Here is a 13,564-nt window from a genome sequence, read left to right on the forward strand (position 1 = left end):
TTTCATCTAAGTACTAGTAGTACTAAAATATTATTTTCGGTACTAACAATAAGTATTGCATACATTTGCTCTTAGTGAATCCACGAAAACAAAAAAAGCTGAGAAGAACGGCAACCTGTAAGTATTGTTTTTCTCAGCTCTAATAAATGGGAGCCTCATTCTACTTCCTAATTCCATTCAATATGATATCTACCATCATGGAAAGAGATTCTTGCACCGTAATTTGGCTGGAAGCTAAATTGCGCTGATCGAAAATCGATGTCATTAAGAAATTGAGGGTTTGGATCAGTGTTGGAATATGCATCGGACGAAAATCACCATTATGGATGCCTTCTTCAATGAGACTAGTAATGATATTCCACTCATCATTAATGCCTTGTTCCATTTCCCTCCACCGTTCGGGGTAGTACCGCCGAAGTTCGACCAGTAAGCGTACATAGCTGTTCTGAAAATCATGAGGAACAATCAAGAGTATACCTTTCAATTTTTCAGATATGCTCAAATTCGTATCTTGGATCACTTCTCGAAATCGTCTTTCCGTTTCTTCGTTTACTTGCTGAACCACATAACCTATAAGTTCGTCCTTGGACGGGAAATGCTCGTACAACGTGCTTTTGCTTACACCTAATTCGCGCGCCAAATCATTCATTGTAAATTTGATTCCTTTTTCATGAAATAGCGCGATAGCAGTTTTGGCAATCCGTTCTTTCATCCTTAGTTCACCTCAAACCAAGAGTAGTACCCATAGATCCTTTTATAGTACTTTGGGTACTAGGAAAGTGTAACTCTTTATTTCTTTGGGGTCAAATTCAACAACCAAGTTAGCACTAACTACTTTAGATTTTCGGGGTTTAGCTTTTCCAATTCTGGAATCACGAAACGTCCGTCTTTTCGAATCAGTCGATCATCAAACCAAATCTCTCCACCGCCATACTCTGACGTTGAATCATCACCATGTCCCAGTGAATTGCTGACTCATTCCCATTTGAAGCATTATCATAGCATCGTCCCGGTGTGAAATGAAAGCTGCCATCGATTTTCTCATCGAACAGAATATCCTGCATTGGTTCCCTAATAGCAGGATTTAACCCAATTGCAAACTCCCCTATGTAACGTGCACCTTCATCCGCATCTAAGATATTGTTTAGCCGCTCGGTGTTGTTTGCTGCCGCATGGATGATCTTTCGCGCAAATTCACGAATGGGTGCCCACCTGCTTGATGCACGGCTTTCACAAGTTCCTTTGCCAAAGATGTGTCGATTCCAGTTGAATCTATTAATACATTGTCTCCCTTTTGCACATTTGCAGAATAGTTTACGAGCATATCAGCTAATTTCGTAAGTCGCGGATCCAACATACATGTACACCTCTCCCATCGTTTTTTAGCGAAATGAAAAACTGAATTCAAATATCAGTGCCTATTTGCTAATTCGTTGAATTTCCTTCAACTCCTCATCATTGAAAGAGCCCCCCTCTACCCTTACATTGATCTCTACAACGCAAAGTCCAGTCATTCTTTGAACCGCATCTCGGATGTTTACCTGCAATTGATGACACACTTCTTGAATTTTCATACCGTACACAACCATAACTCGCAGATCTATAGCAGCTTCAACTTCACCTACCTCGACAGACACGCCCTTCTGTACGTTCTTGCCACTCAACATCTTCACCCAATCATCCGACAGACCGCCTGACATAGCAGCAATTCCTGGAGTCTCAAGCGCTGCAAGACCAGCGATTGTGGCGACGACATCATCGGATATCAGAATGCCTCCTTGTTTGTTCAATGGTTTCTCAGCCATGGTCATCTTCCTTTCTGTCTATGTTCAGGGACACCATTAGTTCACTTTAAATTTCACTTCTGGGTAATTGGCAGCCAGCCTGTCCAGGGCCGAGCTGTCGCCTGTCTGTTTCACATAAAGGTCAAAAAAAGCGAGACTGAATTCATTAATGATACGATGAACGTAACGCGGATCTTCGCCCGGACTTCGTAATAAAGGTGAAATCAGATGTAAATCTGAGAAGCTCATATGATCCGTATGAGGAATGACCATAGACATGCCACCACCGGCGAGCGCTCGTTTATTGCGAGCCTCTTCTTCATCGGAATCTTCTTTGGAGTCTTCGCTCATCTCTGCACTCATGAGCAGGAAAGGTTTTCCGATACCTGACTCTGAAAAAGCAGCCCCATATAACGTGCCGTCCATATCAATGGCAGCTTTGATGCGGGAGTCTTCTGCTAGCATCTGCGCGGCAGTAGCCCCGCCGTAAGAATGCCCGAACATCCCGATTCGGGTCGTATCAATCCTTCCTGCAAAGCGGCCATTGCTTTGGTTTAGCTTCTCTACTTGATCAAGCACAAAAGAGACATCTCCCTTCCATAATTTGATATGGCCATCTCTTTCAGAAATATCAGTCATATTAGCTGACTGAAAGTATGCGGTTCGACCATCTGGATAAACAGTAGCCACAGCGTCATAGGCATGATCGATACATACTACGATATAACCTTGGCTCGCTAACTCTTCGACTTCAAACGTGTTTTGATTGCGAAAACCGCCTAAACCATGAGAGAAGAGCAAAACGGGATATTGCTTCTCCGAATCTGACATCCGGGCTTCCGTGAACGCATACGATTCCACCAAACCCAGATGGCTAAGCGTGAATGCCGGGATGGACAAATCTTTTGCCATTCCTTTTGCGATCTCATGCGAGTTGCGGATATAGGGTTCGCGGTTCCCCTTGCCTTTATCACCTGCAGGATAATAAATCTGAACCATCAGCTCGCGCCGATCTTTAGGATCTTTAGAAAGCGGTTCTTCCCGTCCATAGTCCACCCAATGATATAGGGTCGTACCGACCAAAAATGGGCCGGTCGGTTGTTTAAATAAAGACACTGGCATGAGTGCAGGCAGCACAACCGCTACAGACAAATAAATGACCAGCAACAATGACTTAAGCGTGAGCGTAACCCGGTTTCTGACACTCTTTTTCCGCTTGGCCAATAGATAGCAAGCTGTCATGATAACTGAAGACAAATAAGCCGGGATCATCTGCCAACGATAGCCTTCCGCAAAGAGCTGTGCGATAAGTACACAGTAGGCAACTGTCAAAGCGATGATAAACCAACGTTTTGTCTCCCTTCTCGCGAATAGTATCCATCCCATAAGTGCGAAATTAACAATAATCAAACTAATCTCCCAAAATCTCAACGTATTTCCCCCTCTGTCTGCATTTTCATCATCAAGGGCATCCCGATATGTAAGAAACAAATCATCGTTACTGCCATTCGTTTCTGCTTATTTTCTCTGTACCTATAGTACCAGTTTGGTATTTTCGGTACTGATATTTATCATAATAGCACAAAATAGTTATAAGTAAAGTATTTAAAACTGTTTTTCGGAAATATAATCTTACAAAATCGTAGGAATCTCGAGCACGATATAAATGAATCGTCCCTCTCTTTCTGTCATCTCCTGCTTGTTCAGCATCGGGTGAAACTCCATTCTTAAGTCGTACATTCAAAAAAAACTCGGTGAGTTCATCACCGAGTTTTTTAAACCTTTTCGTTTGTATTAAAAACGCCTAACAGATTAATATGATCCAAATTGGTGCTGCTGTTGAAAATAAACTCCAATTTATAATCTCCGCGGATATATGTGAGCTTGGTCTGCTTCGTTTTTCCGTTTTTAATCGCTGTTGTGGAATTAGGTGCAAACCAATGCTGCTTCACCATGCTCATCGTAATGCCGCCAATATTGGTTTGGCTCTCAACATTGGTACCGAAGTAACGGATCTCGCGAATTTTATCGGATTGATAGGTGATAGCATAACCGGGGTTACCCATGTTAGCGCTGTATACGTCATAACCGTTTACGTCTTCTCTAGGTAGTTCAGGATCGCCGATGGCTTTAAAGACATCTTTTCTGGTGCTTTTTCCAACCGTCAGGTTGCTTACTGCTCCCGGAAATTGCCCTTCCAACGCTGGTTTATAAAAGCTCATTAACGTTTGGAGTGCATGTTCGGAAGCGTAGTTATCTTGGCTTGCGGCTGCAGCTTCTACCTGCTGTACCGGTAAAACCGAAGAGTTCACCAAAGACGCACCAATTCCGATAACGCCCACAACTGCAAAGGCAGCCCAAACTTTTTTAGTAGAAGTAAACTTCATGTTGGATCCTCTCCTTATACCATGAATTAACCACATATTTTCTATCTCATACTTTAAGCCAATTCTCATCCTAAATATAGTACTATCGGAAAGTGATTGTGTTACGAACTCATGAAAATGAAATGTCATTTCTGACATATTAAATCCACAATAGAGATCCCTAATAAGGCAATTCGCGTAAGTTATCCATAGTATCAATTTACCGTAAATTTGGCACACTATATCTTCCACTTCCCACCTCAGGAAGCAATTCATGCCCCCCCCCTTCATGCTTACTTCATTATACGAAAAGATACCCACAGCCTGAACACCTTTTTCTCTTCGTGTCCAGTCTATGGGTACCCGTTTACATGCAATGGTCAACCTTTTTTTCTTTACTTGTAAGCTTTGGACTTTTCCAAAATTGCTTTTATGAGTGATGCGTTTGCTGGAGCATAGTCTCTTTCCAGCATCTGCTCGTGCTTGCCGTTTCCTGAATAGAAGTGCAATTGCCCAGTTGTTAACTCGCTCCAGGACTTCCATCCGCGTTCTACTTCGCCCATTGCTTCTGACGATTGAATCAGATGAATGTCTGCCCGAACTTTTCCTGTCGTTTCCAAATTATTGTTCCAATTGTTGTAAGCCGTTATGTTTTGTCTTACTTCTTCTGCGTCTAGTTCTGGAACATAACGAAGAAATAGAGAAATTTCTTCTTGCAGCGTCTCCAGGTACTCTTCTTGCAGCATGTTCAAGGAATGCGAGTTTCTTGGGTAGGCATCAAGCATAATGATGCCGGCTACTTCGCGATTTTGTTGTTCCAGCTGCTTGGCCACTTCAAACGCCAGATTACCTCCGGCAGAGTAGCCCAACAAATAGAGCGGACCCTGAGGCTGCATCTTATGAACGCTTTGTGCAAAGTATGAGGCTACATCTTCGCAGCTAATAAAATCATAGGCATATATAGCAGCCGTATCTCGCAGTAATGTCGCCAGCATCGTGAATACTTGACCGAAGCCGACGATTGGCGGGAAGCAATGCAAGGTTATGCCGTTTGCATTGTTTCCGTTCCAGACGGACACTCCTTCCGTTGGCTGCTTCGCTAGAACGTCTGGACTGCTTCCGCTTTGAAGGTGATCAGCGAGTTCCATAACCGTCGGGTAAGCGAAGGCGGCACTAAACGAGATGTCCACGTCCAATCTACGGCGAGCTTCACCAATCATTTGAATCAGTTTCAAAGAATGTCCGCCTGCATCGAAGAAGTTATCGTGAATGCCAATCCTCTCTAAGCTGAGAATCTCCTGCCAAATGTCGGCAAGCACTTGTTCGAACGCATTTCTTGGCGCTGTATAATTTGCTTGAAGAGGCTCATTGAGCTGTATATGAGATAAGCCTCTGCGATCGACTTTGCCATTGGCTGTAAGCGGCAGCATATCCAGCTGCACGAATCGCGTCGGAATCATATAGGCTGGGAGCTGCTTGGATAAGGCTCTCCGCAGTTCTCCGGCCACAAGCTCGGTATCCGCTACGACATATGCGAATAGAAGCTTCTCCTTCACTTCATTTTCACGAGCGATGACCGTCGCTTCCTTCACCTCCTTCACTTTCGTCAGAGCGGTTTCCACTTCGCCCAGCTCAATACGGAAGCCATTTATTTTCACTTGGTCGTCTGAGCGGCCCAAATACTCCAAGTTTCCGTTAGCCTGCATTTTTGCCAAGTCTCCTGTGCGATACATCCGCTTTCCAGGGGCGAATGGATGATCTACGAACTTCTCTGCCGTCAAGTCGGAGCGGTTGAGGTACCCTCTCGCGACTCCATCTCCAGCAATATAGATTTCTCCAGGTACCCCTATCGGAACTTGCTTGCCATCAGAATTGAGCAAATAGATGCTGACATTCGCAGCCGGTACGCCAATGGGAACCGACCCGCTCGTATCTGTTGCCGGATCGTATCGATAAATCATGCAGCCGACAACCGTTTCTGTCGGGCCGTATTCATTGAATATCTCGATTTCTCCGCCAAATTGATCATGGATGCTTCTCGCCAGACCTGTAGCAAGATTGTCTCCACCGACAATCAGCTTTCGGATGTTCGATCCGGGCGTGACCTTCAATTCCTTAATCAAACGTAAATGAGCAGGCGTCAGCTTGATAATGTTGACTTGATTATCGGTTACAATCCGCTCAATTAATAACGCTTTGTCTTCCCCGCTATAAATCCGAATCAGACTGCCGGTAAGCAAAGGCGTAAATACGGATGTCACCGTCAAGTCGAAGGAAATGGAAGAGTACAGCGGGAAATCTAGCTTTTCTCCGGCAGCATATACGTTTTTCGCCCACCATATATAATTCGTCAGGCCCTGATGAGTAATCATTGCTCCCTTCGGATTTCCTGTCGTTCCCGATGTATAAATCACATAAGCAAGGTCGTTGGCGCTTGATACCGGCTCGAGATTCCGTTCTTCTGCGCTGTAGGCGGCCTGATCGTTTAGATCGATAAGCTTTCCTTCAAACTGTACGCGAGCCAGTAAATGATGCTGCGTGAGAAGCACCTGCGAACCGGAGTCCTCCAACATATAACGAATGCGTTGTTCCGGATACTCCGGATCAATCGGCACGTAAGCTCCTCCGGCTTTTAGCACACCTAGTATGCCGACGATCATTTCCACCGACCGATCCGCCAAAATGCCGACCAATTGATCCGATCGTACGCCGGCTGCCCGCAATGTCCTTGCCAATCGATTGGAACGGGCATTCAGCTCACTGTATGTCACTTGCTCTTCTTCATGAACGATGGCTACCGCTTCTGGCGTTTTTTCCGCCTGCCGCTCGAACAATTGGTAAACCGTTGCTTCTCGAGGATATTCCGAAGCTGTCGCATTTCCTGCCGCAAGCTGTGCGCGCTCTTCCGCAGTTAGGATCTCTAACGACGCAATCTGTGCCTGCGGATTTGCCGTAACCGCATGAATCAACTGCTTGAAGTGTTTCGCCATCCTCTCAATGGTCTCTCGTTTGAACAAGGAAGAAGCGTACTCGATGCTGCACGAAATTCCGTTCTCCATCTCTGCCAGTTGGAAGGTGAGGTCAAACTTCGCTACGGAATGTTCGATTGTATAAGGCTGGATGTGCAAATCTTGGATTTGCAAATCTCTTTGCTCCACATTTTGTAGAACGAACATCGTATCGAAAATTGGGTTGCGGCTTCTATCCCTTTTGATCTGCACCTTCTCGACCAATTCTTCAAATGGATAGCCTTGGTGCTCGTAGGCATCAAGCATCGTTTCTTTTACTTCTTCTACATACGATAAAAATGTTTTGTTGCCTGCCGGATAGCTGCGTATCGCTAACGTGCCTACAAACATCCCCACCAGTGACTCCAAGTCGCTATGTGATCTGCCTGCAATCGGCGTGCCGACAACAATATCCTCTTGCCCTGAATATTTATGCAGTAAGGTTGTATATACCGCCAGCAGTACCATATACAGAGACGCTCCGGTTTCTGCCGCTATTCGTTTCAAGCTCCGGCGGAGCGGAGTCCCAAGCATAAATGACATCGCTTCTCCCTGGAAGCTTTGCACCACAGGCCGGACATAATCGGTTGGCAGCTCCAGAACAGGAATAGGCCCGCTGAACCTGTTCAACCAATAGGTCTCCTCCTGCTGCTTGCGCTTTTTTTGCGTCTCGGACTGCTGCCATGCCGCGTAGTCTTTGTACTGAATACGCAGAGGCGGAAGTTCTTCCCCTTCATACAAGCGAGCAAATTCATCTACCAAAATGCCTATCGATACGCCATCGGAAATGATGTGATGCATGTCGAGCACGAACAAATAGCGTTCAGACGTAAGCTCTATCAGCCCGACGCGTAAGATCGGCGGCTGCTCCAGATGAAAGGCGCGAATAAATGTCCGAACGGCTTCCGCGGCTTCCGATTCGCTTGCTTGCACATATTCCGGAGTGAAGCCAACCTCATGATGCACACATTGTACAGGCTCGCCTTCTTCCATGTGAAAGCTTGTGCGCAGCGTCTCGTGACGGGCAATAAGCTTGTGAAGCGCGGATTCAAACCGCTGCCGGTCAAGCGCCCCATTGAGTTCCAGCACTATAGGCAAATTGTAGCTCAAACCCGTTTCTTCGAGCTGGTGCAAGATATACAGCCGCTTTTGCGCGGAAGACACTGCATAATACCTCTTCTCTTCGACAGGTTCGATAGCAGTGAACATCTGCTGCTTTCTATCCGCAATGGCTTCGGCCAGCAGCTCGATGGTGGAGTAACGGAATACGTCCCGCAACGGTACGTTCACTTGCAGTTCTTTATGCAGACGGCTCACCATGGCCGTAGCGCGCAAAGAGTGACCGCCGATTTCAAAGAAGTTGTCGCGTACACCTACACGGTCAAGACCAAGTATTTCTTGCCAAATGTACACAAGCTGCGCTTCGACGCGAGTTCGGGGCGCTGCATATTCAGCCGCGGCTATAAGGTTTTCTTCCGGCGCCGGCAGCGCTTTTCGATCGATTTTACCATTTGCCGTCAGCGGTATCCTTTCGATCTGCACGAAGTGCGCAGGAATCATATAATTCGGCAATCGCTGAGCCAAGTGTTCTCTCAGTTCGCCTGCAGCCAGTTTCCGATCGGATACAACGTACGCACATAGCTGATCTTGTCCGCCCGCATCTTCCCGTGCGACTACGACCACTTCTTGAACCGACGACACCTTCAACAGCTGCTCTTCCACCTCACCGAGCTCAATCCGGTAACCTCGAATCTTCACCTGATCGTCGATACGCTCCAAGTACTCAATGTTCCCATCTGGCAACCACTTGGCCAAATCGCCCGTCCGGTACATCCGCGTACCTGGTTCGAATGGGTTGCTCACAAACTTCTCCGCCGTCAGCTCTGGAAGATTCAAGTAACCCCTCGCCAATCCTACGCCCGCAATGCATAACTCCCCGGCTACGCCAATCGGTTGTAACTGATCGTTCTCATCCACGATATAGATCCGATGGTTCAGAATTGGACGACCGATAGGTACCAGCTTGCCGGTAGAAGCGCCAGTAGATGCTGGCCATATCGTTGCTGCAATCGAGTCTTCTGTCGGACCGTAAGCATTAAAGTACATCACGCTGTCTTGCCACTGCTTGACAAGTTGAACCGAACTAGCGGAGCCCGCCGTGATCAATTTCTTTAAACTTGGCAGATCATCTGATTGTAAGTAGGCTGCATACGTTGGGGGCAAAGTTGCTGTCGTAATTTGATGGTCGTTCATATAGCTCTTACATAATTGATGATCCAAAATCGTCGATTTGGTAGGAATATGGAGCGTTCCACCCAAAAATAACGCCTGAATGATCTCCCAGCACGACGCATCAAAAGACAAACTCGCGAATTGGATTACATGATCCTGTTCTCCGAGTTGTAGTGTGTTTGCAAACATCTGTTTCAAATTACACAAACCGCGATGCTCAACCATAACCCCTTTCGGTTTGCCCGTCGTTCCCGACGTGTAGATCACGTAGGCCAGATGATCCGCTGTCGCACCCGATTCCACATTCGAACCGTCTTCCATGTACAGTTGTTCGTCATCCAGCATCAAACACTGGCCGGCAAAAGTCACATGCTCTACCAAATGACTTTGTGTCAGCAGCAGCTTCGCACCCGAATCCTTTAGCATATAGTCAATCCGTTCCGCTGGATACTCCGGGTCAATCGGGACATACGCCCCACCGGCTTTCAAGATCCCGAAAATACCCACAATCATCTCCAGCGAACGCTCAACCAAGATACCTACCAGTTGATCCGGCTCTACGCCCTCCGCTTGCAGCGTTCTTGCCAGATGATTTGCTCTTTCATTCAATTCACGGTATGTCAATTGGCTGCCCTCGTATACAACAGCCACTTGATTCGGTGTCCGCTCCACCTGTTCCTCAAATAACTGGTGAATCGTCTTGTCTCTCGGAGAGTCTGCCGCCGTATCGTTGAATACCTCCACAATCTGCGCCTTCTCTTCTCGGCTCACGATCTCGATCCATGACAGTTTTGTCTGCGGTTCATTCACGATGACATCGATCACCTGTTTGAAATGCCCCGCCATCCGCTCGATCGTTTCTTTCTTGTACAGGGAGGTGGCATACTCGATGCCGCATACAATCCCTTCCGATTCCTCCGCCGCACTGAAAGTCAGGTCAAACTTGGCCAAGTTATACTCGAACGGATAGGAACTAAATCTCAAGCCTTCCAGGCTCAGTTCTCTTCGCTCTGTGTTTTGCAGTACAAACATCGTGTCAAAGATCGGATTGCGACTTACATCTCTCGGCACATCCAGCTTGCCCACCAAATCTTCAAACGGATAATCCTGGTTCTCATAGGCGCTTAACGTATTTTCTTTGACTCCCTGCAGATACTCCCGGAACGTCTTCTCCCCCACCGGGGCGTTGCGGATCGCCAGCGTATTCACAAACATCCCTAGAATCGGCTCCAGTTCCGTATGCGACCTGCCTGCAATTGGCGTTCCTACGACAATATCTGCCTGTCCACTGTACTTGGACAGCAAGGTCGTATATACCGCCAGCAATACCATATACAACGTCGTTCCCGTTTGCGAGGCCAGCTGTCTTAATCCTTCGCTTTTTCGCTCGTCGATCACGAAGTCAAGTCTATTTCCTTGAAAGCTTCTGACCGGCGGCCGGGCATCGTCTGTTGGCAGTTCGAGCACCGGGATTTCTCCCGCAAACACACCCAGCCAGTACGCTTCCTGTTTGCTCATCCGCTCACTTTGAGTTTCCGTTTGCTGCCATGCTGCATAATCCTTGTACTGAACGCGTAGCGGCGGCAGCTCCGCTCCCTCATACAACTGAACAAGCTCCTGAGTGAGTATGCCCATGGAGGCTCCGTCAGAGATGATATGATGCATATCCAAGAGCAACAGATGGCAATCCGATTTCAGTTCGAGAAGTCCCACCCGCAAAAGTGGCGCCTGGCGAAGATCAAACGGCCGCACGAACTCCTGAATATGCGCCTTCTCTTCCCCTTCTTGTACCCATGCATACGCGATGGCAAATTCCACGTCCCGGTGCACACGCTGTACCGGTTCACCACCGACCAGTTCAAAGCCTGTACGCAGCGTCTCATGACGAGCAATAAGACTGCGGAATGCCTCTTCCAAGCGATTGCGGTTCAGTGCTCCTTCAAGTATTAAAACGCCAGGCATGTTGTAGCTCAACTCTGCCCCGTCGATCTGCTGCAAAATGTACATCCGTTTTTGCGCCGAGGACACCGGGTAGTAGTCCCTTGCTTCGATGAGCGGAATGGCTGCGTACTCCTTCTGCTCCAACCCGGAGATTGCCTGCGCCATCCCTTCGACTGTCGGACAACGGAACACGTCTCTTAACGGAATCTCCGTATCCAGCGTCTGATGAATGCGCGATACCAGTGTCATCGCCCGGAGCGAATGGCCCCCGATGTCAAAGAAGTTATCGCGGATGCCGACGCGCTCTAGTCCCAGCACCTCTTGCCATAGCTGCGCCAGCTTCGCTTCCGTCGCCGTGCGCGGTGCTGCATACTCCGTTCCTATACTCAGCGCCCCATCCGGGGCTGGCAGTGCCTTGCGATCCACTTTTCCGTTTGGCGTGAGCGGCATCTTCTCCAAGTGAATGAAGTGTGATGGGATCATATAAGATGGAAGACCTGCCGCCAGCTTGATCCGCATCGCCTGCGCCGTTAGCTCACTGCTGCCTGTTACATAGGCGCACAGTTCCTGTTCGCCCCTCTCCGTTTCCCCGGTGACAACGGTCACGACCGCTTCCTTGACGCCATCGATTCGCAGCAAATGCGCTTCGATCTCGCCCGGTTCGATCCGGTAACCGCGGATCTTCACCTGATGGTCGATCCGTCCTAGATGCTCCAATCTGCCATCCGGCAGCCAGCGGGCCAAATCGCCTGTCCGGTATATCCGCTCCCCAGGTAGGTACGGATGAGCTACAAACTTCTCCTTGGTCAGATCTTCGCGCGCCCAGTATCCGCGAGCGACTCCGGCGCCTCCAAGGCACAGTTCGCCCACGGCTCCGATCGGCTGCAGCTGCAGCGCCTCGTTCAGCACGTACGCCTGAGTGTTCGCTAGCGGACGACCGATGCTTACTTTTTCCCCTTCGCTATCCTTCAAATGTTCAAACGTAGACCACACCGTCGTTTCCGTCGGGCCGTACATATTGTACAGCGACGCATTCGTTTGCGCCCGAAGCTGCTTCAGCAACGCCGCAGGCAGCGGCTCGCCGCCGATCAGCAGGGCTGGTATACGGCGCAGCTGCGCGGCGCTGTGCTCCTGCTCCAGCATCATCGACAGCCTCGAAGGCGTCGTCTGCATCAGCTGTACCGGATGCTCCGCCAGCAAATCACCCAGCAGCGCAGGGTCCTGAAGCTCCGCTTCGCTGGCAAGAACGATCTGCATCCCGCAGCTGAGTGGTACCCAACTCTCGGTCACGAAGATGTCGAAGGACACCGTGGTGACCGAGAGGATCGACGCAGACGGCGCAAACGGCAGCGAGCGCACCATCCCCGCGATAAAGTTCACGATGTTCCGGTGCTCCACCACCACGCCTTTTGGCTTGCCGGTGGTACCGGACGTGTAGATCACATACGCGCTGTTCATCGGCGTTGTCGGTACATCCGACTGTACTTCCGTTGCTCCCATGGATGCCGGCGAATAGGTTTCCAGTTCTTCCGCGGAGGCGAACCTCATCGCGGAGCAGTTCTTCTGCCCTGCAGCATCACTGGCTGCCAAGTGTTCCTTCTTCCCTTCGACAACCGCAGCGGTTAAGCGTTCCTCCTTCTCTTCGACATCCGTAGCAGCTAAGCGTTCCTTCTTCTCTTCGACATCCGTAGCGGCCAAGGATTCCTTCTTCCCTTCAACAATCGTAGCGGCTATTTCTGTAACGGCGGAGCGTTCCTCATCCAAGCACAGGACATGCTGCAGCGGCGTTTCTTCCCAGCCTGACACTGTTGCTGTCTGCGTTCCTTCGCTCAGCAGTATACGGATACCAGCATCCTGGATCATCCCCTCGATGCGCGCTGCTGGCAGTGCTGGATCCAGCGGCACATAGGCTGCGCCGGCTTTCAGGACGCCCAGCAGACCGGCGATTAGTTGCGGTGAACGACTGAGCAGCACGCCGACGCGGTCTTCGCTTCTCACCCCATGCGCACGCAGCCAGCCAGCGATGCGGTTGGCTCGCGCCTCCAGCTCGCCGTACGTCCATACCGCCTCTCCGCTTACGAGTGCCGGCTGCTCCGGCGTTCGTGCAGCCTGCTGTTCAAACAGCCCATGTACCGTCGCTTCCGCAGGCAGCTCCATCGCCGTATCGTTGAATGTCGCCAGCAGCTCTTCCCGCTCTTCGGCCGTCAGCAGTTCCAGCTTGTCTACCGCCACG

General features: G+C 49.2%; 5 protein-coding genes and 2 pseudogenes. All 7 read right to left on the minus strand.

Translation table 11 applies throughout. The features are described 5' to 3' along the window. Positions 1–160: 160 nt before the first annotated feature. The gene (locus BP95_RS0113970; RefSeq protein ID WP_021254833.1) at positions 161–712 is read right to left on the minus strand and encodes a TetR/AcrR family transcriptional regulator; all 552 of its coding nucleotides are present in this window, start codon (positions 710–712) and stop codon (positions 161–163) included. Positions 713–831: 119 nt separating this feature from the next. Then, positions 832–1,184, minus strand: a pseudogene (locus BP95_RS30405) (aminopeptidase); the annotation flags it as partial. Then, a complete protein-coding gene (locus tag BP95_RS34560; protein WP_028532508.1) occupies positions 1,145–1,357 on the minus strand; it encodes an aminopeptidase in 213 nt (70 codons plus the stop codon). The pseudogene BP95_RS30405 and the gene BP95_RS34560, both read right to left, overlap by 40 nt. Before the next feature lie 61 nt (positions 1,358–1,418). Further along, on the minus strand, positions 1,419–1,805 hold the full coding sequence (locus tag BP95_RS0113985; protein ID WP_028532509.1) for an Asp23/Gls24 family envelope stress response protein: 387 nt from the start codon (positions 1,803–1,805) through the stop codon (positions 1,419–1,421). Between the two features lie 36 nt (positions 1,806–1,841). Further along, positions 1,842–3,215: an alpha/beta hydrolase family protein gene (locus tag BP95_RS0113990; RefSeq protein WP_028532510.1), complete on the minus strand. Its 1,374-nt coding sequence runs from the start codon at positions 3,213–3,215 to the stop codon at positions 1,842–1,844. A gap of 344 nt (positions 3,216–3,559) precedes the next feature. Continuing rightward, positions 3,560–4,171, minus strand: a complete 612-nt coding sequence (locus tag BP95_RS0113995; RefSeq protein ID WP_028532511.1) for a YjgB family protein — start codon at positions 4,169–4,171, stop codon at positions 3,560–3,562. A gap of 374 nt (positions 4,172–4,545) precedes the next feature. Continuing rightward, a pseudogene (locus BP95_RS0114000) lies at positions 4,546–13,488 on the minus strand (amino acid adenylation domain-containing protein); the annotation flags it as partial. Positions 13,489–13,564 lie beyond the last annotated feature (76 nt).

The sequence above is a fragment of the Paenibacillus sp. UNC217MF genome, assembly GCF_000686865.1.
Lineage (GTDB): Bacteria > Bacillota > Bacilli > Paenibacillales > Paenibacillaceae > Paenibacillus_B > Paenibacillus_B suaedae.